Origin of the sequence: Vibrio sp. 2CM40D (assembly GCF_023161825.1) — a bacterium.
Lineage (GTDB): Bacteria > Pseudomonadota > Gammaproteobacteria > Enterobacterales > Vibrionaceae > Vibrio > Vibrio alginolyticus.
Map to the genome: position 1 here is coordinate 293,843 of NZ_JALNTL010000001.1, position 26,917 is coordinate 320,759.

26 protein-coding genes are annotated in these 26,917 nt (G+C 44.8%); 8 read left to right on the forward strand and 18 right to left on the reverse strand.

Annotated elements, in window-relative coordinates:
- Positions 1–133 precede the first annotated feature (133 nt).
- Positions 134–757 (forward strand): trimeric intracellular cation channel family protein, encoded by a 624-nt coding sequence (locus MTF70_RS01355; RefSeq protein ID WP_005380544.1) that lies wholly within the window; start codon positions 134–136, stop codon positions 755–757.
- 223 nt (positions 758–980) lie between these two features.
- Here MTF70_RS01355 and aroC read toward each other — a convergent pair whose 3' ends face one another.
- Both aroC and prmB read right to left on the reverse strand, forming a co-directional pair.
- Complete coding sequence (aroC, locus tag MTF70_RS01360; protein WP_017820803.1) at positions 981–2,066, reverse strand: chorismate synthase; 1,086 nt, start codon at positions 2,064–2,066, stop codon at positions 981–983.
- 179 nt (positions 2,067–2,245) lie between these two features.
- Positions 2,246–3,178 (reverse strand): 50S ribosomal protein L3 N(5)-glutamine methyltransferase, encoded by a 933-nt coding sequence (gene prmB / locus MTF70_RS01365; RefSeq protein ID WP_005380541.1) that lies wholly within the window; start codon positions 3,176–3,178, stop codon positions 2,246–2,248.
- Between the two features lie 62 nt (positions 3,179–3,240).
- Between prmB and smrB the strand changes: the two genes are divergently transcribed.
- Positions 3,241–3,771 carry an endonuclease SmrB gene (smrB, locus tag MTF70_RS01370; protein ID WP_005380539.1) on the forward strand — a complete coding sequence of 177 codons (531 nt, stop codon included), beginning with the start codon at positions 3,241–3,243 and terminating at the stop codon, positions 3,769–3,771.
- A gap of 96 nt (positions 3,772–3,867) precedes the next feature.
- On the opposite strand, the gene sixA is transcribed toward smrB, so the two are convergent.
- Positions 3,868–4,332 (reverse strand): phosphohistidine phosphatase SixA, encoded by a 465-nt coding sequence (sixA, locus tag MTF70_RS01375; protein ID WP_005380537.1) that lies wholly within the window; start codon positions 4,330–4,332, stop codon positions 3,868–3,870.
- Between the two features lie 374 nt (positions 4,333–4,706).
- Between sixA and MTF70_RS01380 the strand changes: the two genes are divergently transcribed.
- Both MTF70_RS01380 and MTF70_RS01385 read left to right on the forward strand, forming a co-directional pair.
- On the forward strand, positions 4,707–7,484 hold the full coding sequence (locus MTF70_RS01380) for an insulinase family protein (RefSeq protein ID WP_205461155.1): 2,778 nt from the start codon (positions 4,707–4,709) through the stop codon (positions 7,482–7,484).
- A gap of 167 nt (positions 7,485–7,651) precedes the next feature.
- A complete protein-coding gene (locus MTF70_RS01385; protein WP_017635936.1) occupies positions 7,652–7,906 on the forward strand; it encodes a hypothetical protein in 255 nt (84 codons plus the stop codon).
- A gap of 62 nt (positions 7,907–7,968) precedes the next feature.
- Here MTF70_RS01385 and fadJ read toward each other — a convergent pair whose 3' ends face one another.
- Both fadJ and fadI read right to left on the reverse strand, forming a co-directional pair.
- Positions 7,969–10,080 (reverse strand): fatty acid oxidation complex subunit alpha FadJ, encoded by a 2,112-nt coding sequence (fadJ, locus tag MTF70_RS01390; protein ID WP_005380532.1) that lies wholly within the window; start codon positions 10,078–10,080, stop codon positions 7,969–7,971.
- Positions 10,080–11,387 (reverse strand): acetyl-CoA C-acyltransferase FadI, encoded by a 1,308-nt coding sequence (gene fadI / locus MTF70_RS01395; RefSeq protein WP_025767182.1) that lies wholly within the window; start codon positions 11,385–11,387, stop codon positions 10,080–10,082. The genes fadJ and fadI overlap by 1 nt, the downstream gene beginning before the upstream one ends.
- A 720-nt stretch (positions 11,388–12,107) precedes the next feature.
- Between fadI and MTF70_RS01400 the strand changes: the two genes are divergently transcribed.
- The 4 genes from MTF70_RS01400 (at position 12,108) to MTF70_RS01415 (ending at position 16,590) form a co-directional block, all read left to right on the forward strand.
- Positions 12,108–12,683 (forward strand): sigma-70 family RNA polymerase sigma factor, encoded by a 576-nt coding sequence (locus tag MTF70_RS01400; protein ID WP_205461154.1) that lies wholly within the window; start codon positions 12,108–12,110, stop codon positions 12,681–12,683.
- Complete coding sequence (locus MTF70_RS01405) at positions 12,676–13,407, forward strand: DUF3379 domain-containing protein (protein ID WP_025767180.1); 732 nt, start codon at positions 12,676–12,678, stop codon at positions 13,405–13,407. Before MTF70_RS01400 ends, MTF70_RS01405 begins: the two co-directional genes overlap by 8 nt.
- Positions 13,408–13,704: 297 nt before the next feature.
- Positions 13,705–14,964 (forward strand): outer membrane protein transport protein, encoded by a 1,260-nt coding sequence (locus MTF70_RS01410; protein ID WP_005384451.1) that lies wholly within the window; start codon positions 13,705–13,707, stop codon positions 14,962–14,964.
- Between the two features lie 309 nt (positions 14,965–15,273).
- Positions 15,274–16,590 (forward strand): outer membrane protein transport protein, encoded by a 1,317-nt coding sequence (locus MTF70_RS01415; protein ID WP_005380525.1) that lies wholly within the window; start codon positions 15,274–15,276, stop codon positions 16,588–16,590.
- A gap of 74 nt (positions 16,591–16,664) precedes the next feature.
- On the opposite strand, the gene MTF70_RS01420 is transcribed toward MTF70_RS01415, so the two are convergent.
- The 13 genes from MTF70_RS01420 to MTF70_RS01480 form a co-directional block, all read right to left on the reverse strand.
- Positions 16,665–17,438, reverse strand: coding sequence for an MlaA family lipoprotein (locus tag MTF70_RS01420; protein WP_005380523.1), 774 nt, complete (start codon positions 17,436–17,438; stop codon positions 16,665–16,667).
- A gap of 216 nt (positions 17,439–17,654) precedes the next feature.
- Positions 17,655–18,869 (reverse strand): c-type cytochrome biogenesis protein CcmI, encoded by a 1,215-nt coding sequence (gene ccmI, locus MTF70_RS01425; protein WP_025767178.1) that lies wholly within the window; start codon positions 18,867–18,869, stop codon positions 17,655–17,657.
- A complete protein-coding gene (locus MTF70_RS01430) occupies positions 18,869–19,354 on the reverse strand; it encodes a cytochrome c-type biogenesis protein (protein ID WP_205461153.1) in 486 nt (161 codons plus the stop codon). Before MTF70_RS01430 ends, ccmI begins: the two co-directional genes overlap by 1 nt.
- Positions 19,351–19,905, reverse strand: coding sequence for a DsbE family thiol:disulfide interchange protein (locus MTF70_RS01435; RefSeq protein ID WP_005380518.1), 555 nt, complete (start codon positions 19,903–19,905; stop codon positions 19,351–19,353). The genes MTF70_RS01430 and MTF70_RS01435 overlap by 4 nt, the downstream gene beginning before the upstream one ends.
- A 1-nt stretch (position 19,906) precedes the next feature.
- Positions 19,907–21,883 (reverse strand): heme lyase CcmF/NrfE family subunit, encoded by a 1,977-nt coding sequence (locus MTF70_RS01440; protein WP_017635943.1) that lies wholly within the window; start codon positions 21,881–21,883, stop codon positions 19,907–19,909.
- On the reverse strand, positions 21,880–22,365 hold the full coding sequence (gene ccmE, locus MTF70_RS01445) for a cytochrome c maturation protein CcmE (protein WP_025767177.1): 486 nt from the start codon (positions 22,363–22,365) through the stop codon (positions 21,880–21,882). The genes MTF70_RS01440 and ccmE overlap by 4 nt, the downstream gene beginning before the upstream one ends.
- Positions 22,362–22,568, reverse strand: coding sequence for a heme exporter protein CcmD (gene ccmD / locus MTF70_RS01450; protein ID WP_005380515.1), 207 nt, complete (start codon positions 22,566–22,568; stop codon positions 22,362–22,364). Before ccmD ends, ccmE begins: the two co-directional genes overlap by 4 nt.
- Positions 22,569–22,579: 11 nt before the next feature.
- Positions 22,580–23,323 (reverse strand): heme ABC transporter permease, encoded by a 744-nt coding sequence (locus MTF70_RS01455; protein WP_005380513.1) that lies wholly within the window; start codon positions 23,321–23,323, stop codon positions 22,580–22,582.
- A gap of 109 nt (positions 23,324–23,432) precedes the next feature.
- Positions 23,433–24,101: a heme exporter protein CcmB gene (gene ccmB / locus MTF70_RS01460; RefSeq protein WP_005380512.1), complete on the reverse strand. Its 669-nt coding sequence runs from the start codon at positions 24,099–24,101 to the stop codon at positions 23,433–23,435.
- A 1-nt stretch (position 24,102) separates the two neighbouring features.
- Positions 24,103–24,720, reverse strand: a complete 618-nt coding sequence (ccmA, locus tag MTF70_RS01465; protein WP_005380511.1) for a cytochrome c biogenesis heme-transporting ATPase CcmA — start codon at positions 24,718–24,720, stop codon at positions 24,103–24,105.
- A 289-nt stretch (positions 24,721–25,009) separates the two neighbouring features.
- Complete coding sequence (locus tag MTF70_RS01470) at positions 25,010–25,504, reverse strand: DUF2802 domain-containing protein (protein ID WP_025767176.1); 495 nt, start codon at positions 25,502–25,504, stop codon at positions 25,010–25,012.
- Positions 25,505–25,517: 13 nt separating this feature from the next.
- On the reverse strand, positions 25,518–26,012 hold the full coding sequence (locus MTF70_RS01475) for a chemotaxis protein CheW (protein WP_005380507.1): 495 nt from the start codon (positions 26,010–26,012) through the stop codon (positions 25,518–25,520).
- Between the two features lie 35 nt (positions 26,013–26,047).
- On the reverse strand, positions 26,048–26,917 hold an 870-nt coding region (locus tag MTF70_RS01480), incomplete at its 5' end, for a chemotaxis protein CheW (protein WP_248393831.1).

The window sequence follows — 26,917 nt, forward strand, 5'->3', positions numbered from 1 at the left end:
AAGCCGTTTGATTACAAGCATGTTGCTGGTTTTAATCACTTTTTAAGAGAGATAGAACCGTTTGTAAGTGTTGTTACTTCGCCTACGCTGATTCTCGTAGAACGTAGTGACTTTTTACGTTGAGTGTTTCCCTATGTTGCTAAGTGTGTTGTATATCATTGGTATCACGGCTGAAGCCATGACAGGTGCGTTAAGTGCTGGTAGAAGAAAGATGGACTGGTTTGGTGTTATGTTGGTGGCCAGCGCAACGGCCATTGGTGGTGGCACCGTACGTGACATTCTATTAGGCCACTACCCTCTTGGTTGGGTAAAAAACCCAGAGTTCCTTGCAATTACGTGTGTTGCAGGTGTGCTAACAACAGGTTTAGCGAAATGGGTGATTAAGCTGAAAGGTCTGTTCATTCGCCTCGATGCACTAGGTTTAATCGTGTTTAGTATCATCGGAACAAAAATTGCGATGGGCATGGGCTTGCACCCTGGTATTTGTATGGTTTCAGCGTTAGTAACTGGTGTATTCGGTGGGCTACTTCGTGACTTAATCTGTCGCCAAACACCATTGGTACTGCATGAAGAGCTTTACGCTTCTGTCGCTCTTATCGCATCAGGAATGTACTTAGCGCTATTAGAATTTAATGTTCCCGATGTCACTGCCACGATCATTACACTGGTTACTGGTTACATGCTGCGTATGGCTGCAGTGCGCTTTAAGTGGCGTCTGCCTTCTTTCCATTTGGAAACCGAAGGCTCGATTCATTAAGCAAAAACTACTTAAACAAAAAAGGTTGCCTGATAAAATTGTGCCACCCGCGATTCAGTGAGTGGCATAATTTTATATTCAGTCATCCTGAACAGCGACGAAGGAGCATGATTCAGGATCTATTATCCGAGCACTCTGTTGTCAGAGATGTTTCTTTCTCTTTTCATCGTGCTGAAATTAGATTCCTAGTCTCGCTATAGCTCGCTGGAATGACACAAAGCTCTTAAATCTTCGGTGTTTCAGTTGTTACGCCATGGTTTTGACCACGGTGGCGTAGTAAATGATCCATCACCACAATTGCCAGCATCGCTTCTGCGATAGGCACAGCACGAATACCCACACATGGGTCATGACGACCTTTGGTGATCAACTGAGTTGGTTCACCTTCTTTTGTGATGGTCTCACCCGGCACAGTGATACTTGATGTTGGCTTAAGCGCAATGTTAGCGACAATGTCTTGACCAGTCGAGATACCGCCAAGAATGCCACCCGCATGATTACTACCAAAACCTTCAGGAGCAAGCGTATCACGGTGCTGACTGCCTTTTTGGTTTACCACGTCGAAACCGTCTCCGATTTCCACGCCTTTCACCGCGTTTATGCTCATTAGTGCGTGCGCGATGTCTGCATCCAAACGGTCAAATACGGGTTCCCCAAGACCAACAGGCACGTTAGTTGCCACAACCTGGATTTTTGCGCCAATAGAGTCGCCTTCTTTTTTCAGGTCACGGATAAGTTGGTCAAATGCTTCTACTTTGTCAGCATCAGGGCAGAAGAATGCATTGTTCTCGATTTCGTTCCAATCTACCTTGTCGATAGATACATCACCCATTTGTGACAAGTAAGCACGAATCTCAACACCAAACTCATCTTTTAAGTATTTCTTCGCGATTGCACCAGCAGCCACACGCATTGCGGTTTCACGAGCTGAAGAACGGCCGCCACCGCGATAGTCGCGGATGCCATATTTTTGGTGGTAAGTGTAATCAGCATGACCCGGTCTGAACTTATCTTTGATGTCAGAGTAGTCTTTTGAGCGCTGATCGGTGTTTTCAATTAGCAAACCGATCGATGTGCCCGTGGTTTTGCCTTCAAAAACGCCAGAAAGAATTTTAACTTCATCCGGTTCACGACGTTGTGTGGTGTAACGTGATGTGCCTGGACGACGGCGGTCGAGATCAATTTGTAGATCTGCTTCTGTAATTTCCAACCCCGGAGGACATCCGTCTACGATACATCCCAGTGCGATACCGTGACTTTCCCCGAATGTCGTCACTCGGAAATGTTGTCCGATACTGTTTCCTGCCATTACTTCCTCAAGTTTTTATCGCCACGCTCTCTCAAAACAGAGCATAGCTGCTTTCCAATTCTTCGTGGATTCATAGTGGCTTTATTACGTTTTGATGTAAAGAGTTAATATCGGCGAGGTATGCATAAAAAAACACCGAGCATAAAGCTCGGTGTTTTGATGTTTAGTGCAAGACTCTATTAGTCTTTGTACAGTTTAAACTCTTCTGCACACTCAACCAGCTGGTCACGCGTTAGCATAAACACGCCATGACCGCCGTTCTCGAACTCAATCCAAGTAAATGGAATCTCTGGGTACTGTTCCATCATATGAATCATTGAGTTTCCGACTTCACAAATAAGAATGCCGTTATCTGTTAGATAATCTGGCGCGTTAGCAAGAATACGACGCACTAGTTTTAGACCATCCGTACCCGCAGCTAGCCCAAGCTCAGGCTCATGCGTGAACTCATCTGGCAGGCTGTTCATGTCTTCTTCATCCACATATGGTGGGTTGGACACGATTAGATTGTATTTCTCTTTTGGAAGATCACGGAACAAATCAGAGCGAATTGGGAACACTTGCTGCTCCATGCCGTGATCTTGTACGTTTTGCTCAGCCACTTGTAGAGCATCTGTAGAGATGTCGATAGCATCCACTTCTGCTTCAGGGAAAGCGTGCGCACAAGCAATCGCGATACAACCAGAACCCGTACATAGGTCCATGATGCGCGTAGGCTCTTCCACCAACCAAGGTTGGAATTCCGCTTGAATCAATTCGCCGATAGGAGAACGTGGCACAAGTACACGCTCATCAACGAAGAACTCAAGACCGCAGAACCATGCTTTGTTTGTTAGGTATGCTGTTGGCGTACGCTCGTTGATGCGTTTTACTACGCGCTCAACAATACGCAGACGCTCGCTTGTCGTTAGGCGAGAGTTCAATACGTGCGGAGGCACATCAATCGGCAAGTATAAGGTTGGCAGGATAAGCTGAACTGCTTCATCCCACGCATTATCAGTACCATGACCGTAAAACAGGTTCGCTGCATTAAAGCGGCTTACCGTCCAACGAATCATATCTTGAAGGGTATGCAGTTCCGATACCGCTTCTTCTACAAAAATCTTATCCAAAATTGCCTCCGAAAAGCGCTACAATACTGCCAATAAAGTTTATTAATGAAATTGTTTACCTAATGAGCAAAAAAGACACCGAGAACGATGACGATTTCGCCTTGTTTCAGGAAGCAGTACAGGGCGTAAAAAAGTTGCGACAGGATACCATAATCCAGCAACCAAAAAAAAATACTAAGCAAAAAGAAATCAAGCGCTCCAACCGTGAAGCGAGTGACTCTGAATTTTACTTTTCAGACGAGTTTGTCCCTCTATTAAACGATGAAGGTCCAACTCGTTATGCACGTGACGACGTCTCCACTTATGAAGTCAAACGTCTACGTCGTGGCGTGTATGTACCGGACGTGTTCCTCGATATGCACGGCATGACACAGCAAGAAGCAAAACGCGAGCTTGGTGCGATGATAGCCTATTGCATCAAAAACGAGATTCATTGTGCGTGTGTGCAACATGGTATTGGGAAACACATCCTGAAACAGAAAGCCCCACTTTGGTTAGCACAGCATCCTGACGTTATGGCTTTTCACCAAGCGCCACTAGAATTTGGTGGTGATGGTGCGTTGTTAGTGTTGCTTTCAATTCCTGAAAAGTAACAAGCTTGCTGTAGACACGACGAAACGAAAAGGCAGGGATCTCCTGCCTTTCTTATTCTGTCTCTAATTTGCAAACGCTTATTTTGGTTTAGACACTTATGGCGTAATATGCCATAGCACTTCACCATTTTGTGTTTGTAAATCATATTCAATGCACACTAGCCCTGATGTAGGAAACATCGGTGGTGTCATGTCTTTTACAAACTCTGAAGTCAGATAACCGACCAAAGGCAAATGCGATACGAACAAAAGCGAGTCCAATTGTTCGACTTCTATTAACGCACTTGCGAAATCGAAGACATGCTCGGACTGGCCATAAGGTGTAATATCTTCACAAGTTTCAATGCTTTTTGCAGAGAAATACGCACTGATCTCTTGCCAAGTTTGTTGAGCTCTAATGTACGGACTCACCAACACTTTATCGAATTGCGCAAAACCCTGTTCTTTACAGGCTCTCGCAACCGCTTCTGATTCGACTCTGCCTCTTGGGGTCAATTGTCGTGCTGCGTCTGAATCTGCAAAATGCTCGGCTTCACCGTGACGCATGATGAATATTTTCATGTTATTTCCTAGGGATAGCTAACGCTACCAAAAGGTTGACTGCTATCTTTATTAGATAGACGGGGCTAACTTTAACAATGACGAAACAAAAATACTGATATAATTATCTGTTCATTATACCAATTCGCTTGTTAAAGATAGCGACTTTCTTAACAATCTATTAAAAGAATGTACTCAGTTCATCACACTATTTAACTGTGCAATGAGTTCAGAGCATTCACTCAAACAGTTCTTCCCCATACGCAAACGCGATGGGCCTGTGCAGAAGTCTACGAATAACAAAAATACGGCAAGCAGTATTTGTCGAAACGCAAACTTTGCGCCCCCCGCGAGGGGAGCCTAAATTACTGTAATGCGAAATCTGGAGACGCATCGTGCATCTAAGTCCTAACGATTCAAATCAATACCGCTACATTACCTTGAGCAATGAACTGCGTGTACTGCTGATTCATTCCGATACAGCTCAACAGTCGGCAGCTGCTCTGGCAGTGAACGTTGGACACTTCGACGACCCAAACGATCGCCAAGGTCTGGCACACTATTTAGAACACATGCTTTTTTTGGGTACGGAAAAATACCCTAAAGTGGGCGAGTTTCAAAGCTATATTAGCCAACACGGTGGAACAAACAACGCTTGGACTGGTACAGAGCACACTTGTTTCTTTTTCAACATTGCTCCAAATGCCTTTGAAAGTGCCTTAGATCGATTTAGCCAATTCTTTACCGCACCTTTGTTTAACGAAGAAGCATTAGACAAAGAACGCCAGGCTGTCGACTCCGAATACAAGCTCAAACTCAATGATGATTCTCGTCGCCTGTATCAAGTTAACAAAGAAGTCATCAATCCAGAGCACCCGTTTTCAAAATTCTCTGTCGGAAACTTAGATACTCTTGGCGACCGAGATGGTAAATCCATCCGCGACGAAATTGTGGAGTTTCACCACTCTCAGTATTCCGCCGATTTGATGACACTGACTCTATTTGGGCCACAGTCGCTCGATGAACAGCAAGCTTGGGTAGAAACCATGTTTGCCGACATCCCAAATCACCACCTTCGTGGAAAATCGATTGATGTACCGATAGGCACTGAGGAAAGCACGGGCATTTTGGTTCAAGTCGAGCCGCTCAAAGAGTTCCGTAAACTGATTCTCACATTCCCCATGCCGGGAATGGATGCGCATTATAGCGTGAAGCCACTCTCCTACTTTGCTCACCTGTTGGGTTATGAAGGAGAAGGCAGTTTGATGCTTCAACTCAAAGAAAAAGGCTGGATTACTTCTCTCTCAGCGGGCGGCGGCGCGAGTGGCAGTAACTACCGAGACTTTACCGTAAGCTGCACCCTGACGCCAAACGGCTTAGATCATGTTGATGATATCGTTCAAGCAGTTTTTCAATACCTCTCGATGATCAAACAAGACGGGTTAGATGAATGGCGCTATCTCGAAAAACAAGCGGTATTAGAATCGGCTTTTCGCTTCCAAGAGCCATCGCGCCCAATGGATCTCGTCAGCCATCTGGTGATCAACATGCAGCACTATCAACCGGAAGACACGGTTTATGGTGACTACAAAATGGCGGGCTACGATGAGGAGTTACAGCGTTCATTGCTGCGATACTTAACCATCGATAATGTACGCGTCACTGTGATTGCTAAAGGCCTGGAATACAACCGTACTGCCGAATGGTACTTTACCCCGTACTCCGTCACACCTTTTAGTGAAGACCAACGTCGTTTCTATCAACAAATCGACCCAAGCTGGCAATTCGTCTTACCGGAAAAGAACCCTTATATTTGCTACGATCTCGACCCCATGCCACTCGAAAATGGTGATTCACTGCCAGAGTTGATTGAGGATCTCGAAGGGTTTCGGCTGTGGCATTTGCAAGATGACGAATTTCGCGTGCCTAAAGGTGTCGTTTATGTCGCTATCGACAGCTCTCATGCCGTTGCATCACCAAAGAACATCGTCAAAACGCGCTTATGTGTAGAGATGTTCCTCGATTCGCTAGCAAAAGAAACCTATCAAGCAGAAATCGCAGGGATGGGTTACAACATGTATGCTCACCAAGGTGGCGTGACCTTAACCCTCTCAGGGTTCAGTCAAAAGCTGCCTCAGTTGCTAGAAATGATTCTGCACCGTTTTGCTTCTCGAGATTTCAGCCCTGCTCGCTTTGAAACCATCAAACAACAACTGTTACGAAACTGGAGAAATGCGTCACAAGATCGCCCTATTTCGCAGCTGTTTAACGCACTTACTGGGTTACTTCAACCCAATAACCCGCCTTTCGCAACCTTAGTCGAAGCGCTAGAAGAAATCGAAGTCGATGAACTCTCGGTATTCGTAGAATCCATTCTTGCAGAACTGCACGTTGAAATGTTTGTTTACGGAGACTGGCAACGCCAGCAAGCCCATGACATGGCTACGACCTTGAAGGATGCTCTAAGAGTTAACGAGCAACGTTATGAAGAGGCACTTCGTCCGCTCATTATGCTAGGTAAAAATGGCAGTTTTCAACGTGAGGTGCATTGTAACCAGCAAGATTCCGCGGTCGTTATTTACCACCAGTGCGAGGATATTGAGCCTCGTAGTATCGCGCTATACTCATTGGCCAATCACCTTATGTCGGCAACGTTTTTCCACGAAATCCGTACCAAGCAGCAATTAGGTTACATGGTAGGCACTGGCAATATGCCGCTAAATCGTCACCCTGGTATTGTACTGTATGTGCAGTCACCTAATGCAGCACCTGCCGAGCTGGTTACCTCAATCGATGAGTTTTTAAATGCCTTTTATATGGTGCTGTTAGAGTTAAACGATTACCAATGGCACAGCAGTAAGCGCGGCTTGTGGAACCAAATAGCAACGCCGGACACCACACTTCGAGGACGGGCTCAACGTCTTTGGGTTGCGATAGGAAATAAGGACACTGAGTTTAACCAACGTGACAAGGTACTGGCGGAGTTGAAGAAGCTGACGCGCGCAGACATGATTCGCTTCGTTGTGAACGAATTGAAACCTCGTACTGCAAATCGTTTGATCATGCACTCTCAAGGTCAAGCGCATTCGGAGGCTCCGCGCATCCATCTAGGACAAGAAATAGGATCGATTGAAGAGTTCCAACTTCGGCCAAAAGATTGCGGCTTGGGGTGATCTAGTTGCGCAGAAATAAAATTGTCGATTACTAGAATGAACCTACAAACCCATGAGGTTGTCGGTCTCATAGATTGAATCGGCACCATAATTGGCAGAAAATTGAAATTACGCCATTGCGGCTTATGCTCTAATTACCGCACTAAAAATAACTTAATGAGGTAGTCATGAAAAAAGCACTTTTACTTGTGGCTCTTATACTGCCATTGGCATCTGCTCACGCTGAAATCTCAGTCAAAGGCGATGGCTTCGAATTAAGTGACGACTGTGTGCGCCTTAGCGGAGACAATGTATCTATCAACTCAGATGATTGCTCTTCAAAGCAGTGGAATGATAAAGACAAAAAAGGTAACAGCAGCGTTCACGGGGACGACAACCCAGGTAAAGGCCACAATAAAGATAAGAAAGACAAGAAGAAGTAACCATTTCTTATTTATGAAAAAGGCTTGCCACTGGCAAGCCTTTTTCTCTACCGAAGCAACGTTTAATAAAACGTTGTCCCTTCACCAGCTCGAGTAAGCAAACCATCACACGGCGCGTAACGATCGCCATATTTCGATGCAAACTCATTCATTTTCTCTACGAGCTCTTTAATACCAAATTGGTCCATGTAACGGAACGGGCCACCCAAGAACGGTGGGAAACCAATACCAAATATCGCGCCAATATCACCGTCACGTGGCGAGCGAATGATGCCATCATCCAAACAACGTACCGCTTCATTCAGCATTGGCAGCACACAGCGCAACGCAATATCGTTATCGCTTAGCTTAGATTCAGGGTCGAGTTTAAGCAGTTTGTAAACCGATTTGTCGACATCTTTCTTCTTGCCCTTGTAAGTGTAAAAGCCCTTACCACTCTTGCGTCCTTTACGTCCATCATTTAACAAGATATCAAACACATCCGGCCCTTTGAATCGGTCACCTAACTCATTAACCAGGATCGGCATAATTTTCGCGCCAATGTCGACACCGACTTCATCCAGTAAGGTAATCGGGCCGACAGGGAAACCAAAGTCAAGCAACGCCGTATCAATCTTTTCGATCGGTTCGTTAGCCAACAAAATATGCGCCGCTTCGTTCATGTATGGAGCAAGAATGCGGTTCACGTAAAAGCCCGCTTTGTCTTTCACTACGATCGGGGTTTTACCTTGCTTCTTAGCAAGTGCAACAACTGTTGAAACGGTTTCATCTGACGTCGTTTCATGCGGAATCACTTCCACCAACGGCATTTTTTCTACTGGGCTGAAGTAATGCAAACCAACTACGTTTTCTGGACGCTCTGCTTTTTCTGCAATTTTGTGGATAGGCAACGAAGAAGTATTGGTCGCAAAGATAGTTTCTGTCTTAGCGTTCGCTTCAATGTCCGCCACCATTTTTTGCTTAAGATCTAAGTCTTCAAAAACGGCTTCAATTACGACATCAATATGATTAAAACTGGTAAAATCGACACCACCAGACAGTTGCAGCATTTTCGCTTGCAGGTCGGCCTTGGATAGAATGCGACGTTTGCGCTGTTTCTCAAATAACTTGTAGTTGTAGTTGAGCGCATTTAAAACGCCATCGTTGCTAACATCTTTGATGCGAACAGGTACTTTTGCTTTTGCAACAGACACATGGCTGATTCCGGCGCCCATCAGACCACCACCAAGCACACCAACTTTATGAACTGGTGCTGGTTTCGCATCCGTGCCATTTTCTTTCTTCATTTCTGTTGTGGCAAAGAAGATCGAACGGAGCGCTTTTGACTCTGAGCTCATCACAAGCTCACCGAAGCGCTTCGCTTCAAGCTCTTGACCTTTAGCGAAGCCTTTCTCTAAGCCATGTTGAATAACTTCTAGAATTGCAACCGTTGCTGGATAGTTACCGCGAGTTTTTTGATTCGTTTTCTTCGCAGCTTGCTCAAATACAAACTTGCGCCCTAGCCCGCTACCAGACATCACCTTTTCTTTCGTCGATAGCTTTTTCGTGCCCTTGTTTTTACCTTTGTCGATAAACTGTTTTGCTACGTCGAGCAAAATGGTGTCAGGCACACAGGCGTCCACAACGCCCAATTTTTTAGCTTTCTTCGCACGAAGTTGTTTACCCGTCAGGATCAAGTCCAACGACGGTAACAGGCCAATCAAACGTGGCAGACGCTGAGTACCACCAGAACCTGGCAATAAACCAAGTTGTACTTCTGGCAGACCTAAACGCGTTTTGTCAGAATCCGTACAAACACGATAATCACATGCAAGAGCCAGTTCTAAACCACCGCCCAAACATGGGCCATGAATAGCCGCAACGACAGGATACGGTAAGTCCGATAGCTGCTGGAATAAATCCTGACCTTGCCTTGCTAAGTCTTCCGCTTCACTTGCTGTGGTGCATGCTTCTAGCATTCGAACATCTGCGCCCGCAACAAAATTGTCCGGTTTTAGGGAGTGGATGATCATCCCTTTAATACCACTGGAGTCTTTTAGCTGAGCAAAAATTTCTTTCATTTCGTCAGCAAAAGCCGCCTGCAGCGTATTCATTTTTTCATTAGGAACATCAATTGCTAACCAAGCAATATTTTGCTCATCAACCTTTAGACTAAATGCTTTTTGCTCGCTCATTACTCAACCTCCAGAATCATTGCCGCACCAAGACCACCAGCAGCACATGCGGTATTCAATGCAATACCACCGCCACGGCGTTTTAGTTCTCGTAGGGTTTGCGTCATCATACGCGCACCAGTCGCAGCAAATGGGTGACCATAAGCAATTGATCCGCCAAGCACGTTGAACTTATCCATGTCAATTTCACCAATCGCTTTTGAGCGACCAAGGTTTTCTTGAGCAAACTTATCGGAAGCAAACATCTTCACATTCGCCAATGCTTGAGCAGCAAAGGCCTCGTGCATGTCGATCAACGTCAGGTCTGACAGTTCCAAGCCTGTATTTTCAAGCACTTTCGCTGTGGCATAAGTCGGCCCCATCAGCATGTCCTTTTCCACGCCGATAGCAGAGAATGCATAACCTCGGATGTAACCAAGAATCTCCATTCCGAGCTCTTTCGCTTTACCTTCTCGCATCAACATCACTGCCGCACCACCATCAGTCAATGGCGTACTGTTCGCAGCCGTAACACTGCCATACTGACGATCAAACGCAGGTCGCAATTTCGCGTATCCCTCAACCGTTGAGTCATGACGGATATTGTTGTCTTCCGCAATCCACTTTTTGTATGGTTCAGGGAAAGCCGTCATCACTTCATCTTGGATTTTTCCTTCTTTCCAAGCTTGAGAAGCCAGCGTATGAGAACGATGTGCAAGCGCATCCTGTTCTGCGCGAGAAATACCATGTGTTTTAGCCATTTGCTCTGCAGTTTGTCCCATGGATAAACCCGTAGAGTACTCTGCTACTGCTGGTGGCACTGGCATCAGGTCTTTAAAGCTCAAGTTTTTGAGGATACTAAGCTTCTGACCCATTGTTTTTGTCTTACTAAGAGCAAGCAGATTAGCGGCCAGTTTCTTTGATACGCCAATAGGCAGGACGGAAGAAGAGTCTGCACCGCCAGCAATACCAATATCGATGGTTCCCGCCATGATGCTTTCTGCGACATTAACCGCCGCTTGAAAACTCGTCGCACACGCTCGAGTCACACTGTATGCATCAGTATGGATGTTCATACCAGTGCCTAACACGATTTCTCGTGCGATGTTTGGCGCTTCAGGCATTTGTACTACTTGTCCAAATACCACTTGTTCGATTAGCTTCGGATCAATATCTGTTCGAGCAAGCATTTCGCTTACTACCATTTTCCCTAAATCGACCGCTGGCACTTGGCTAAATTCCGTGCTTTGACGAGCAAAGGGAGTTCGAAGCCCCGCGACAATAGCGACACGCTCACCATTGCGTGTTTTTACTTCCTGCTTGCCCATTGTTTCTCCTTAAATACAAGAGGTCTGACCTGATGCATTGTAATGAATTTGTTAAATTTATCAAACGTGCGTTTAAATAAACGTGAAGCAAGTAGTTCAATTACTCTACTTCTTTGATTCTTATGCGATTACTAATGGTTAACTATAGAGAGTTAAAACGGTAAGAGGTATACGGAAAGTAAAATCGAAGCAAAAAAAAACCACACATAACTGTGTGGTCGGAATATCTATAAAACAATTAACTTACGCCAATTGAAAAGTAATCAGTTTCCTGATTAGGAGAAAGTAAAGTCAGCCTTCAAAAGGAAGTGTCATCTTGCTCAACATGTTAGTCGCAATGACTAACGAGATGACAAGGTGTACTATAACCCCTTCACTGCTTGATATTTTGAAATAGATCAATTTTATAGTGATTTTACGAGTTTTAAGCTCACCTAGAGCGATTATTGATTCAAAATAATTCAAGAATCCACCATCAGAAGTCCCTTTTAATGCTCCATCGAGTGAACTTATCCAAGCCATTGATTACTAATGATGATATTGTTAACAATATATATCAATTCGTGTTCGATGATATCTGACATTTGCGTATACACTTTTAGATAACCACATGGCTTATTGTGTCAAAGGGGTTGCATGACAAATCCTGCAACCAAAACCGCTAAGCGATGAAGCAAGTAAAGTCATGCTCAGAACAAATAAGAAACTCACAGAGCGAGGATGGAGGCTCCTGTGGCCATATTAAAAATGTTTGGAAAGAAAAATTCCAACAGTCCGGTCAACTCTGATATGGACAAGCAAAGAAAATACGAAGCGCTCGTCCGAGGGTATCATCGTGACTTGTACCGCTACGCATATTGGTTGTGCAAAGATAAAGCGGTCGCGGAAGATCTAGTTCAGGAAACCTGTCTTAGAGCTTGGAAGTCACTCGATAGCCTCCAAGAGGAAAAAGCTGCCAAGTCTTGGCTCATCACAATATTGAGACGAGAAAATGCGCGCCGCTTCGAACGTAAACAATTTGATTTAGTTGATATCGATGATTACGGCAATGATGCTAAAGTCAGCGATGACTCACATCATCAGCAAGAATGGCTGCAGGCACAGATCATGAAGCTCGATGTTGAATATCGTGAGCCTTTATTTCTCCAAGTTGTCGGTGGTTTCAGTGGAGAAGAAATTGGCGACATTCTTGATTTAAATAAAAACACAGTGATGACTCGACTATTTCGCGCTCGTAATCAACTTAAAGAGATGTTGGATTCTCAAGATACCAAGAGAGGACAAAAGAATGGATGATTTAGAATTTCGTCGTCGTATTTTGTCGGATCCAAAACAAAAGGATGAAGAGATTCTGCAAGCTTTAGCTGGTAGCGACGCCAACAATAAGTTTGTTGATGACGTTTTGGATCTCGATGTAAAAATTAAACAAGCCATGAATGTGGATGTACCCGAAGATCTCGCAGATAAGATTTTATTTAGCCAGACGTCGAGTGCACTTGATGAAGAGAAGGTCGTAAGACCAAACTTTGTCCGCAAAGCAATGGCACTTGCTGCTTCTATTGCGTTCACCGCAGGGTTATTAGTTGGTCAAGTAAACTGGGGAAATGTTTTGGTGTCTCCAGCACAAGCCAGTTTAGCGGATACCGCGATGAAACACGTTATTCATGAAGAACCGTTTGTTCGTCATCTTGATGAGGATGTACCGAGCTCGCAAATTAATGCGAAAATGTCGCCATTTCATTACCAGTTTAGTGAAAACTTTCCATATCACGTTTACTACCTAAACCACTGCGGTTTTGGTGAATCCAATGCGGTGCATATGGTGTTCCAAGGTCCAAAAGGTAAAGTAACGTTATTTATTACTGGTATTCCAAGCGAACAAAGTACCGACTTTAATAAGGATGGCATGACCGGAATCGTTCAGCCCGTCGGGAGTTCAAGCCTGATTTTAGTCGGGGAAGAAGGTGAAAATATTGATGCGCTCGCTACGACTCTTGCATCAATGATTAAGCCGATGTAACAACTTCGACGATTTCCAGCCTTCAAAAGGTTAAATGCCGCTAAATGATCTTATTTAGCGGCATTTTTGTATAAATAGAACGCAAAACATTCACCACCGCTATACCATTTAGAGCTTAAACTCTAAATTATGCATTTTAAGTGCAATTTCCCGTCTTTTAGACATCATTTCTGCAATTTTTATTCAATTTTATCCAATGGTCGGATTTGTCCAAGCAATTATTGATACTACTATCTGCGCCACTGAGCAAAAGCTCAATTTATCGTCCAAAGAGACGAATCTAATAAGGAAAAACAAATGACTCAGAACACGCGTCTGTTTAAAAAGACTCTCCTAGCAGTAACGGTAGCTTTTGCCTCAGGTCAATCGATGGCAGCGGGTTTCCAAATCAACGCTCAATCAGCAACTGGCATCGGCCGTGCATTTGCTGGTGATGCAGTAATCGCAGATAATGCAGCAGTAATGGCTCGTAACCCAGCAGCAATGGCTCTGTTTGATAAAATGGAACTGTCGCTAGGTTTCGAAAGCATTACTTCAATGATTGAAGTGAAAGATGCGAAATATAACGTTAATACTCCTTTGGGCTCCAATACTGTAAGTGTTGCTGATACTGATGATGTGGGTGATACGTCAATAGCTCCAAACATTCACCTAATCGTTCCAGTAAATGACAAGTTTGCATGGGGCGTAAACGCATACTCTAATTTCGGCACTAAAACTGAATTTTCAGATAACTACACCGCAACAGAGTACGGTGGTCTTACGGATGTAAAAAGCTTCAACTTTGGATTGGCGGGTTCTTACCGTTTAAACGAACAATGGAGCTTTGGTGCTGGTTTAGATTTAATCTACGGCCAAGGCACAATGAAGCGTACAACTAGCTCTTCAGTCCCAAGGGTTGGCGGTCAAAAAATTCTGGACGTAGATAAAGCTGATGGTTGGGCTGTTGGTTTTAACGTAGGTACTGTGTACGAACTAGATGAAAACAACCGTTTTGGTCTAGCGTATCGTTACAGCCCTGAATTTACGGCAAAAGACGACAAAGGTCAGGAAATCACGCTACCTCTACCAGATATGGCCGAGTTTTCTGGTTTCCACAAAATCCAAGACACTAAGTTTGCTGTACACTACAGCATCCAATACATCGGTTGGAAAGATTTCGACCAAATTGATTTTGAGAACCTAAATCAGGGTTTACTTAAAGGTGGTTACTCGAAAGACTATCAATGGCAAGATGGCTGGCACTACGCAATTGGTGGTACTTACTACCTAAACAACAACTGGACACTTCGTGCTGGTTACATGTACGACACAAGCGCTCAAGATAAAGTAACGTCTATCTCGGTACCAGACTCAGATCGCCAGTGGTTCTCCACAGGTTTCTCTTACCATATTGATAATAGCTCAAACATCGATTTTGGCTTCACGTACTTGTTAGGTGAAGATGTAAAAGTTAATGAGAATACTCAATTAGCTCCTGGTCTTTCTACCGGTGTAACAGCAACAACTCATGCTGATGCAATTCTATTCGGCTTACAATACAGCCGTAGCTTCTAAACGCTTCGCTGTTAGTTAGTAGAAAAATACTTTATATAAAAGGCTGGATTTCCAGCCTTTTTTCATATCTGCGATTTATTGCTCACTCAATTTGAGTGAACACGTGTATCTAAATCTCACAATTAGGACGCACAGCTGTTCGCTGAATTCCGTTTACAAGCCTTTCACAGTTAGATTATTAAACCGCAAAAATAACATTTGAAAGGATAATATTTCAAAAGACCACTTACGCTGGATTTTCATTTCTAAAGTAAAAACTCTACCTTTAAACTTTCGTCCCACGTTATAAACAAATCAGCGAACATTCGAATGAAAACCAACAAGACTCTTCTATCAACAGCAGTGGCATTAAGCCTACTTGGCACAACGGGCATGGCTAACGCAGCAGGTTTCCAACTTGCTGAATATTCTGCAACAGGCCTAGGTCGAGCATATGCTGGTGAAGCTGCAATGGCTGACAACGCAAGTGCACAATGGCGTAACCCAGCAATGCTAACTTATTTGGAAGGCACTCAAGTGTCCGTTGGTGCAATCTATGTGAACCCAAATATTGATATTGAAGGTGATGTAAACTTCCACGGTAGCACTTCTTCTGCATCTTCAGATGACTTCGCACATGATGCAATCATTCCAAACTTCTACCTATCACACCAATATAATGAGAAATTCGCGATTGGTTTGGCATTTGGCACCAACTACGGCATGGAAACCGATTTAGGTAAAGGCTTTGGTGCATCGCACTTCGGTAACGAAGCAAGCGTAACGACAATGGAAGCGAACTTAAACGCAGCTTACAAAGTCAATGAATCAATCAGCGTTGGTGGTGGTATCCGTTACATCATCGGCGAAGGCAGCTTTGGCGCAGCAGCTCCTAAGAATAACGTTGTAGGGTTAAATCCTGAAACTAATCAACCAATCAGTGTTCCTCAAGGTACCGCTCTAAAATACATGGAAGGTGACGATACCGCTTGGGGCTGGCAAGTTGGTACAGCATGGCAGATCAATGAAAATAACCGTATCGGCTTCGCGTATAAATCTGAAGTTGAACTGAAGCTTGAAGGCCATGCTGAAGGTCTTGGTTTTGGCTTCGGTACTTCTGAACGCGACAACGGCTACATGTATCTAAACCTGCCTGCAACGGCTGAGTTGGCAAGCTTCCACCAAGTAACAGACCAACTTGCGTTACACGCAAGCGTTAACTGGACGGATTGGAGCTCTTTCGAGAAATTGGAAGCACGTCTAAATACTGCTGGCACGCATATGGTTAAAGTAGAAAACTGGGAAGACAACTATCGCTTTGCTGTTGGTGCTACTTACCAGCTTGATCCTAAGCTAGCGCTACGCACTGGTATTGCATACGATACTTCAGCGGTAAGCGACAAAAACCGCACGATTACTATTCCAGAAACTGACCGCACTTGGCTAAGTATTGGCGCAACGTACGATTGGACGAAAGACTTCAGCCTAGACGCTGGCTTCACCTATATTTTTGCGAAAGACGCACCAATCGTTGAGTCTCGTGGTTACAAGTCAGACGACACTGCAGAACAAGTCGGCGGCCAATTCGTAGGCGAAACTACGGGTAATGTTTGGCTAATCGGTGTTCAAGCAAACTACCGTTTCTAACCAAGCTGCAAAATACAAAAAAGGCTTAGCATCGCCTAAGCCTTTTTTCATTTCTCTATTGTGAAGAACAACGCTTAAAAGTCTTCTAGATATTCATCTAAATACTCTTCTTCTTCGATGTTAACTTCTTCTACCGTTTCAACTTCTGCTTTAAAGTTTTGACGCTGGATATAAACATCGCGAGTTAGAATATATGGATCCGGCGACGAGTCTAGCTGCGCTTCTTGCGGTACTAATAAAGCACGCTTCTCCATTCCTTCAAACGCCCACTTACCCAAACTCGCCCAGAAGTTGAGATAAGAGAGGGGTAAATACGTACTATCTACGGTATCTGTCACTTCACGTAAGGTATACGGACCATAACCTGGAACCATGAAGTAAGGACCATTTCCAACACCATAGTGGCCTACTGCATCACTGAACGCTTTCTCGTCGTACTTCGTAATACCCGCGGCACTTGCAATATCGAATAAACCGAAAATACCGAACGTCGAGTTAATCCAAAAACGGTTAAAGTGGTCCACGGCTTTCGTACCATTACCCATGATTAAGTTATTAACCATGCTTGCTGGCTCATCTAAGTTCGATAAGAAGTTAGCGATACCAGAACGAATAGGAACTGGCGTGTATTCTACATACGCAAGTGATACAGGACGAACCAAATACGGATCTAAATATTCGTAGTTGAGTTCCCACATGGTTCGGTTAAAGCCTTCCAACGGGTCATACACATCAGAAGTCGTTTGATTTGTTTCTTGTCCTGTTACTGCTTCATCAGGCGCACTTGAACAGCCAACCAGTCCAACGGCTAACAGCAACAAGAAGGTAGATTTACCCTTGTTATACATTTTATTTTCCATAACGACTATTAATGTACCTAAGTCACCCCGATTAACCATTGTACGTATGTTGAGCAGGATACATAGTAAAGATGACTCAGATATGGGAATAAATAAAGGCCAGCAATCGCTGGCCTTCGGTATTCTACTCGATCGTTTAGAGTCATACCACTAAAGGCAACTGACTCTACCTCGTTATCATGTTTCAGAGACAGATGTTAACAATTAATACTGCTGATCAATGGTCACTTCTACTGGTGCGCCAAATTCAACGACGTCACTTTCTCCGTGCCAATCTTGATCACGCGTTGCTACGTTACCGTCAGAATCTACACGCACACGGACGATTAGCTTATCGAGTGAAGATAACTTTTGCCCTTGCATCATGGCATTGCCATCATCTAATACGACTGTGCGAGGGAAAGTACCTAGCGGATAACGAGCAGCAGCCACAGGCATTGGGGAGCCATCTGAACGATGTACTGACACAATCAGAACTGCGTTTGGATCCAACTGAGCATTTGGTGCCACATCAATTGTCACAGCTACACTCTTATCCTGTGAAACCGCTTCGCCCATTTGCTTACGAGCACTCTCAATACTGCGTGACAACATCTCGTAGCGGCTATCTTCTGGACCAATCATTTGCTGCATGATTCCCCAGTACTTGATGGCAGCCGGGAAGTCTTGACGCTCAAACGCATCGAACGCTAACAAAGAAAACACACGCAGATCGACATAGTCTTGCTGCATCAGCTTGCCGAGTAATGAGCGAGCCGTCGCTTGATCCATTTCCTCTTGAGACAGCATCAGAGCTTGTGCATAACCCAACATCACATCTGGGTCTTTTGGCTCTAGGCGGTACGATTTTTCCATCGCATCGATAGCTGTGGTGACATCACGATTTGCTAACGCAATACGACCTAGCAGTAACCAACCTGTCGAGTCTTCCGGCTGGTAATGTAAGCGAGTTCGAAGGGCAAGGGTCAAATCCGCCATTTCATCGTCACTCAGCGGCTCAGAAGAAGCCGACATCAGCTTTTTCGATAACTCAGGTAGATTTGCAGACACTTCTTGCCATTGAACAATATCGTCTGACGCGCCAAATTTATAATACAAACCATAGCTCAGCACCACCGTCAGAATTACCGATGGAACTAAAACTGCGATTGGAGAAACCTTGGTTTCTTTTTGCGCTCTATCACCAGGGATATCGTCAAGCAGTGATTGCTTTAGATCAGAAATCAGTTCGTCTTCACTTTCAACTAGACCTTCGTCAGTTTCTTCTGCAAGCTCAGATAGTCGGTCTTTATAAAATGCCTTGTTAAGCTCATCGCGTAACACATCATCATTGTTCGCTTTTTGTTTAAGCAGCGGCAAAGCCACCAGCGCACAAGCAATAAGCGTGAGAACAACGGTGGAAATCCAAAATAGTGTCATTACTTCTTATCTCCGTTGTTCTCTTCTTCAAGCAATGCTTTTAAACGAGCTTCTTTTTGCTCATCCCATTGCTCGTCACTGCTCGCTTTTGCCTTAACTTTAGATTTACGGCTACGCAGCACAATCAAACCAAAACCACCCAGTACTACAGCGAGTGGCCCTAGCCACAAAATCGCAGTCGCGACCGTAAATGGTGGGTTGTAAGTCACGAAGTTACCGTAACGGGCGATCATGTAATCAACAATCTCATCTTTGGACTTACCTTTTTTGGTCATTTCGTACACCTTATGGCGTAAGTCCTGAGCAAGTTCAGCGTTAGAATCCGAGATCGTGTTGTTCTGACATTTAGGGCAACGGAGCGTATGGCTTAACTCTTTGAACTGCTGTTCTTGTTCCAAATTATCAAACTCGTACACTTCAATGGCCGCATGAGCAGCAAGAGATAATGTCATCGCAGCAAAAACGGCAAGAATTAGCTTTCTCATTGCTTCGCCTCCTCAACCAATTTGTTGTAAAGCGGCTCCAGTGTTTCTGACCAATTACGTGGGTTTACATCCCCTACATGGCGATAGCGAATCACACCATTTGCATCAATAATGAATGTTTCTGGAGCACCATAAACGCCAAGGTCAAGGCCAAGCATACCACTGCCATCAAATAGGCTGATCAAGTACGGGTTGCCGAGATCATTCAGCCAACCTATTGCTTTATTACGATCATCTTTGTAATTCATACCGATGATCTTAACGCCCTTACCCGCCAATTCGTTTAGGTATTTATGCTCTGCATAACACGTTGGGCACCACGTTGCCCAAACGTTCAAGAGCAACGGTTCACCTTTAAAAATTGATTGGTCGTACTGTTTTCCAGGCTCAGCCAGGTCTTCTAAATGAAATTCAGGAACTGGCTTACCAACCAAAACCGACTCCAATTTAGTTGGATCATCGCCCTCTTGGTTACGCATTAATTGGGTTGCGAAAATGCCCGCTAGAATCATGAAAGCGACAAGCGGAATAAATAAGATTTTCTTATTCATGTTATGCCTCCTGCTCTTTTGACTTCGCGTTTTTCTTCGGCGATTTACGGAAGCGGTAGCGTTTATCAGAAATCGCTAGTGCGCCGCCTAATGCCATAATCAAAGAGCCAGCCCAAATCCAACGAACGAACGGTTTATAGTAAATACGAACAGCCCAAGATCGGTTGTCGTCTAAACGTTCACCCATTGCAATGTATAGGTCGCGGCTAATACCACGGTCAATGGCTGCTTCAGTCATCATAGACTTAGCCGTACGGTAGAAGCGCTTCTCTGCGTGAAGCGTATTCACGTATTTGCCATCATGTGTGATCTCAAAGTCTGCGATGTAGCCATCGTAGTTTGGACCATCTTTATCACGCAAGCCTGAGAAGTAGAAATCATAGCCTTGAATTTGGAAGTGTTCGCCAGGTGCTAAACGTACATCACGCTCGATGCTGTAGTTCTGTACCATCGCAATACCGATAACAGATACCGCCAGACCAACATGACCCAACATCATTGCCCAGTGGCTACGTTGCAGCTTGCGAACACCTTCACTAAAGCTATGACGGTGCGTTGCGCGCTCGTACAGTTCAAAGCCATGCATCGCAATAATCCAAATCGCCATCACCCAACCAATGTAAGCCATGGTTGAGAAGAAATCGGCAAACAGGTACACGCATAGCGCGGCCAAGGCGAAAGCAAGCACACCTGAAACGAGCATTGGCTTCACAAGTTTAGATAAATTGTCTCGCTTCCAACGAATAAGAGGGCCAATACCAAGCAGGAAAGCAAATGGCATCATTAACCACGCAAATAGCATATCAAAGAATGGCGCACCGATAGAGACCGACCCCAAACCAAGCTGCTTGTGTACGAGCGGCAACAGTGTCCCCACTAACACCACAACAAGAGCGGCGATAAGTAATACGTTGTTGGCTAAGAGCGCATTTTCACGTGAGACTAAGTCGAAGTTACCTCGTACACGCACTGCTGCCCCTTTTACGGCAAACAGCAATAAAGAGCCGCCGATAACGAAAACGAGGAAGCCTAGAATAAACATACCGCGCGACGGGTCAGACGCGAACGCGTGCACCGATACTAAAATACCGGAACGGACTAAGAAGGTGCCCAACAAACTCAACGAAAATGCAGAGATTGCCAATAGTACCGTCCACGCTTTAAATGTGCCGCGTTTTTCTGTCACGGCAAGAGAGTGCATTAATGCGGTACCCGCTAACCAAGGCATGAATGATGCGTTTTCTACTGGGTCCCAGAACCACCAGCCACCCCAGCCAAGTTCGTAGTAAGCCCACCAAGAACCTAGTGCGATACCAAGTGTTAAGAATACCCATGCTGCGGTTGTCCAAGGACGAGACCAACGAGCCCAAGCCGTATCAAGGCGTCCGGTCATTAGGGATGCGATCGCAAAAGAGAATGCAACCGAGAAACCAACATAGCCCATGTAAAGCATTGGCGGGTGAACAATCAAACCAGGGTCTTGAAGCAGAGGGTTCAAGTCACGCCCGTCAACCGGGAAGAACGGTAACGTACGTAGGAATGGGTTTGACGTTAGGATGATAAACAGTAGGAAACCCACTGAGATCATTCCCATAACAGCAAGTACACGTGCAACCGACTCTTGCGGCATACCACGACTAAACGTCGCTACAGCGACAGTCCAAGCAGCTTGGATTAACACCCATAGCAACAGTGAACCTTCGTGCGCACCCCATACTGCGGTTAAACGGTAGTACCAAGGAAGCTGACTATTCGAGTTGCTCGCTACATACTGTAACGTGAAGTCGTTGGTATAAAATCCCCAACATAAAATGGCGAAAGAGAACAACAGCATCAGGAACATAGACCAAGATAGCGGTCGCGCTGTGTTCATGAGCATGGTGTTATTATTCGATGCTCCCCACAATGGCAATACGCTCAACAGCACTGCCATTGCAAGCGAAAGAATGAGAGCAAAGTGACCGATTTCAGCAATCATTGGCCGCTTCCTTGTATCTGTTCGGTGCTGTATTGAAGCGGTTCATGCGTTTTCTTCATCGCTTCTGCAATTTCTGGTGGCATGTATTCTTCATCGTGCTTCGCTAGGACCTCAAATGCCTCAACTGTCGTGGCATCTTTCAGTACGCCTTGAGCAACAATACCCTGCCCTTCACGGAACAAGTCAGGAAGAATACCGTCGTAGGTAATCGTCACTTTCGGACCGACATCGTGCAGGTCAAAACTCACTTTCAAAGAATTAGGATCTCGACGAACTGAGCCCACAACCACCATTCCACCGATACGCAGACGCTGGCCTACTTCTGGCTTGGTGCCATCTGGCTTACCATTAACCAATTCCGTTGGAGTGTAGAAAAGGTCCATATTTTGGTTAAGCGCATAAAGTATCAAACCAATGGTGGCACTAATACCGATAAAGATCGCTAGTACAATACCTAGCCTCTTTTTACGTCTCGGGTTCATAAGGTGTTCTCCATGTTCTTCGCTGCGTCGATACGAGCTTGACGGTCAATTTTTGCTTTCACTTCTTTCAATAATGCATCACCGCGGCGAAGGCTAGTGATCAGAAGAATCAGCATGGATAAGAAAGTAATACCAAACGCACTCCATACGTATGATGCGTAGCCACCCATGGCAAAAAAGTCGCTCAGAGATTCAAAATGCATAATCAGTTACCTCACTGAGTTTGTTCTGTTGCGAGTTTGCGCACCCAAGGGCGGTGACTTTCTTTACTGATGATTTCGTTACGAAAACGGACCATCGTCACGGCACCAAAGAAGAACGCAAAGCCAAAGATGTTCAGCAATAACGGCCAAAGCATGTCGGATGAAATAGAAGGTTGTTCAAATTTCGTGATCGTCGCACCTTGATGAAGCGTGTTCCACCATTCCACGGAAAAGTGAATGATAGGTAGGTTTACTACGCCTACGATCGCTAAAATACCAGCAGCTTTTGCGGCGGTTTTTTGATCGTCAAACGCATGGTAAAGCGCAATCACACCAAGGTAGAGAAATAGAAGAATCAATTCAGATGTAAGACGGGCATCCCATACCCACCAAGTGCCCCACATAGGCTTGCCCCAAACAGCACCTGTAAGTAGAGCAATAAAAGTAAATACTGCACCAATCGGAGCCATCGCAAGTGCCGCCATATCAGATAGGCGAACTTGCCATACTAGGCCAATAAATGCAGCGATCGCCATCGACATATAAACGCCCATAGACCAAATAGCTGATGGGACATGAATGTAGATGATTCGGAAACTGTCACCTTGTTGGTAATCTGAAGGCGCAAATGCAAGCCCCCAAACCGTACCAACCGATAAGCATACGAGGGCCAATACAGAAAACCAAGGCAGAAACTTACCACTCAAACGATAAGCTGCTTCTGGCTTGGCATAAGGATGTAGCCATTTCCACATGTTTTGTTCTCACTCTTACTTCAGGGACACTGTCTAAAGGGTTGAGACCGTAGCAGTGCTTTAATAATAATTCTTTGATCAAGCGCCGCTTCATTGGCACTTTATTGAGTTAGTTAACACTAACTCGCAATGCGGCACTGATGGCAAAAGGCGTTAATGTCATCGCCCCCATTAGCATCGCACCTAAAATCGCTAGTTGACCGTTATACGCCATACCGAGTGCCGCAGCATCAATTGCCGATGTTGCGAAAATCAAAATTGGGATGTAGAGCGGAAGAATAAGCAAACTCAAAAGAACGCCACCCTTTTGCAACCCAACAGTCAACGCCACACCAATGGCGCCAATAAAACTTAGTGTTGGTGTACCGATCATCAAGGTTAATACAACCGATAGCCAAGTATTGAAGTCGAGCGAAAGTAAAACCGCCAATAATGGGCTAATTAAAATCAGAGGTAACCCTGTTAACAACCAATGTGCTATGACCTTTGAAACCACGACAAGTTGCAATGGAATCGGCATTAGCATCATTTGTTCTAGTGCACCGTCTTGAAAATCATCACGAAATAGACGCTCTAATGATAATAAGGCGGACAGCAATGCGGCAACCCAAACGATGCCCGCTGCAATACGTGCTAACAAATTAGGTTCTGGTCCAATACTCAGAGGAAAGAGAGTAATGACAATAATAAAGAACCACAGCGGGTTCAGAATGTCTGCCTGACGGCGAAATGCGATTAGGAGCTCACGACGAATGATGGTGGTCATCGAGGAAATCATATCAGTCACCCAGCTTTATTTTTCTAAGTTTCGGGCTGTCCGCAAACATATCTTGATGCGTCGTCAACACAACAATACCGCCATTATCAGCATGACTTGCGAACAAAGATTCAAGCACCTTGACACCTTGCTTATCAATGGCAGTCAACGGCTCATCTAAGATCCATAAAATTTGCTTACTGAGCCATAACCTTGCCAATGCGACTCGTCGTTGCTGACCTGCGGAAAGTTGTGCTACAGGCACATCTTCTCGACCAGCTAATCCTACTTGAGTCAAAGCGATGAAGATTTCTTCGTCTGAAGAGCGATTATTTTGAATAGATTGATAAAAACGTAAGTTTTCTAATGCGGTAAGCTCTCGTTTCACTCCTGTTTGATGTCCTAAGAAAAGCAGATCTTGATGGAAAACATCACGAGATTTTTCAACCTCTTCGCCTTTCCATTTAATGACACCTTCTTCTCTATCACCTAACCCTGTCACAATCCGTAGCAATGTAGTTTTACCAGTACCATTACGCCCTTCGATCTGGACCAATTCACCAGGCTTAATTTCAAACTGCAGGTTTTCAAACAGAACCCTTTCATCACGGATTGCTGTCAGGTTAGACACTTCTAACATAGAGCTTCAACTAAAAAATGAACGAGCCGCTATATTAGCACAGCTTAGTTATGACAAAACAGGATAAGAGGGCTAGGTTACATGTAAGTTCATGTATTTTTGTTAATTAATCATCACACTTTAATAAAATTAACTATAAGTAGTTATAAGCGCTCATTTTGAATTTGAGAGGCCAGAACTAAGAGCAAGATCGACTGAAGGTTGTCTAGGGTTGTATTTAAGAAGAGCATTAGAGGCTAAAAACAAAAAAAGAGGCGTAATAACGCCTCTTTTTTTCGCTTGATAACCTTTAGCGTCGACGACGTCCACGCGTTGGATATTCTGAGTCATCTGATGGCTGACCACTTAATGGTGGAATCTTCTCTTTCCCCGCCAGTTTCTTCTGCAGTGAAAGCATCAACTCAGCTTCGGCTTTTGGTAGTTCGCACTCTTCAATCAGCTCGTTGATATCAGCGCCAAGCTGTACCATTTTAGAAGCGCGACTGTACAAGCGACCATCAGTATCAGCGTGTTCGAGTTCGCGAATTCTCTCGTTTAAGTGCTGAATAATGTCTTGTTGCTCGGTCACTTTTTGTCCAAGACCAACAACAACCGAGCGCACTTCGAGTAACTGCTTACTCAACTTTTGCACTTCTTTATCTGCGTGTCGAGATTGAGCTCGTTGTTGATCTAACTGCTTTTGTAACCCCGAGCGAATCCGCAGTTGCAAAACAACCAATACCAACACGATAAAAGCAACGCCACCCGCAAGGAATGGGGCAGATAAAAGAGTCTCTTCAGCCATCATCATTCAGCCATTAAAGGTGAGCCATCTCGTCCCACTCGTCATCTGTTAGCAGCTTGTTCAAATCCACAAGGATAAGAAGCTTGCCGTCACGGTTGCTCACACCCTGGATGAACTTCGCACTCTCGTCGGTACCAACTGAAGGCGTCGTATCAATTTCAGAAGAACGCAGATAAACGACTTCTGCCACGCTATCTACTAAGATACCAATCACTTGACGCTCAGACTCGATCACAATAATACGAGTGTTGTCGGTGACTTCGCCTTCCATCAGGCCAAAACGTGAACGTGTATCGATAACAGTAACTACATTACCGCGTAGGTTGATGATACCAAGTACATAATCTGGTGCACCTGGAACAGGGGCAATTTCAGTATAACGAAGTACTTCACGAACTTGCATTACGTTGATGCCGTACGTTTCTTCTTCTAGCTGGAACGTCACCCACTGAAGAACTTCGTCATTCGATGCATCTTTCTTCACTTCTACTTCAAAAGCTTGAGACATAGTTAATCCTCGTTAATGTCGTTCCCGACTTAAATCTAATTCAGTGATTTGACATCTAAACCGGCGTTTAGCATGTCAATGAGCGCCTGGACATGAATTAAGGCACACATTTTTTCTTTTACCATGCCCGCTAGCCAAGGGCGTTTACCCGCCTGCTCACGCCAGCGAACCTTGTCGATATTAAGCGTTTCCGTCCCCATTAATTGGTTACTGGCCAACCCCCACATGCTCTCACCAAGCATGACGACATATTGGTAGTTATCTTTATAGCTATCATCACGAAGCTTATCTGCCATCACCCATTTCGCGGTATCGACGACATCAAACTGTTGCTCGCGATTTGTTTGTAGCCCCAAATACCAGGCGGGTTTTCCTATCAAATGGTTAAGCTCGCTAATGCGATGAATACCACCTAACTCATCAAGAGGTACAGCAAACGTGACACCATTCACATCAAAGTAAAGAACTTGGAAGTCCTCACTTCGCTTCGTGCTTTCCCAGACCGTTGGTATATCGGAATCTGCTTGTGTTTCGAGTTCAGTATCGACGTTCGATTCTATATTGATACTTTGTTCGATCACTGCGTGAGGTTCATCCACCTCTGGTTGCGCTTCCTCAAAAACTGGCTCATCAATCACCCAGTCCTGTATTTCCTCAACACCCTGAAGCTCAGGCACCTCACTAAAGGTTTGTACCTCAGGCTCAGCCGCTTTTATCTCTGCTGCAATATCAATCGTATTTTGTTCAAGAATACTATCAATATCCAACTCAGCCACTGGGTTGCTTGCTTCAAGCTGACTTAATAGCCTTTGAACATCTTCCAGGTTTGGAGCTTCCAACTCTGGCGGATATGTTTCTTGAAACTGGTACGTTTCTGGCTCCGAGTATTGTAGCTGTAATTCTGG

Coding starts and splice junctions, on each gene's coding strand:
- MTF70_RS01355 (WP_005380544.1), top strand. CDS start 134: ATGTTGCTAAGTGTGTTGTATATCATTGGTATCACGGCTGAAGCCATG.
- aroC (WP_017820803.1), bottom strand. CDS start 2,066: ATGGCAGGAAACAGTATCGGACAACATTTCCGAGTGACGACATTCGGG.
- smrB (WP_005380539.1), top strand. CDS start 3,241: ATGAGCAAAAAAGACACCGAGAACGATGACGATTTCGCCTTGTTTCAG.
- sixA (WP_005380537.1), bottom strand. CDS start 4,332: ATGAAAATATTCATCATGCGTCACGGTGAAGCCGAGCATTTTGCAGAT.
- MTF70_RS01385 (WP_017635936.1), top strand. CDS start 7,652: ATGAAAAAAGCACTTTTACTTGTGGCTCTTATACTGCCATTGGCATCT.
- fadJ (WP_005380532.1), bottom strand. CDS start 10,080: ATGAGCGAGCAAAAAGCATTTAGTCTAAAGGTTGATGAGCAAAATATT.
- fadI (WP_025767182.1), bottom strand. CDS start 11,387: ATGGGCAAGCAGGAAGTAAAAACACGCAATGGTGAGCGTGTCGCTATT.
- MTF70_RS01400 (WP_205461154.1), top strand. CDS start 12,108: ATGGAGGCTCCTGTGGCCATATTAAAAATGTTTGGAAAGAAAAATTCC.
- MTF70_RS01405 (WP_025767180.1), top strand. CDS start 12,676: ATGGATGATTTAGAATTTCGTCGTCGTATTTTGTCGGATCCAAAACAA.
- MTF70_RS01410 (WP_005384451.1), top strand. CDS start 13,705: ATGACTCAGAACACGCGTCTGTTTAAAAAGACTCTCCTAGCAGTAACG.
- MTF70_RS01415 (WP_005380525.1), top strand. CDS start 15,274: ATGAAAACCAACAAGACTCTTCTATCAACAGCAGTGGCATTAAGCCTA.
- MTF70_RS01420 (WP_005380523.1), bottom strand. CDS start 17,438: ATGTATAACAAGGGTAAATCTACCTTCTTGTTGCTGTTAGCCGTTGGA.
- ccmI (WP_025767178.1), bottom strand. CDS start 18,869: ATGACACTATTTTGGATTTCCACCGTTGTTCTCACGCTTATTGCTTGT.
- MTF70_RS01430 (WP_205461153.1), bottom strand. CDS start 19,354: ATGAGAAAGCTAATTCTTGCCGTTTTTGCTGCGATGACATTATCTCTT.
- MTF70_RS01435 (WP_005380518.1), bottom strand. CDS start 19,905: ATGAATAAGAAAATCTTATTTATTCCGCTTGTCGCTTTCATGATTCTA.
- MTF70_RS01440 (WP_017635943.1), bottom strand. CDS start 21,883: ATGATTGCTGAAATCGGTCACTTTGCTCTCATTCTTTCGCTTGCAATG.
- ccmE (WP_025767177.1), bottom strand. CDS start 22,365: ATGAACCCGAGACGTAAAAAGAGGCTAGGTATTGTACTAGCGATCTTT.
- ccmD (WP_005380515.1), bottom strand. CDS start 22,568: ATGCATTTTGAATCTCTGAGCGACTTTTTTGCCATGGGTGGCTACGCA.
- MTF70_RS01455 (WP_005380513.1), bottom strand. CDS start 23,323: ATGTGGAAATGGCTACATCCTTATGCCAAGCCAGAAGCAGCTTATCGT.
- ccmB (WP_005380512.1), bottom strand. CDS start 24,101: ATGATTTCCTCGATGACCACCATCATTCGTCGTGAGCTCCTAATCGCA.
- ccmA (WP_005380511.1), bottom strand. CDS start 24,720: ATGTTAGAAGTGTCTAACCTGACAGCAATCCGTGATGAAAGGGTTCTG.
- MTF70_RS01470 (WP_025767176.1), bottom strand. CDS start 25,504: ATGGCTGAAGAGACTCTTTTATCTGCCCCATTCCTTGCGGGTGGCGTT.
- MTF70_RS01475 (WP_005380507.1), bottom strand. CDS start 26,012: ATGTCTCAAGCTTTTGAAGTAGAAGTGAAGAAAGATGCATCGAATGAC.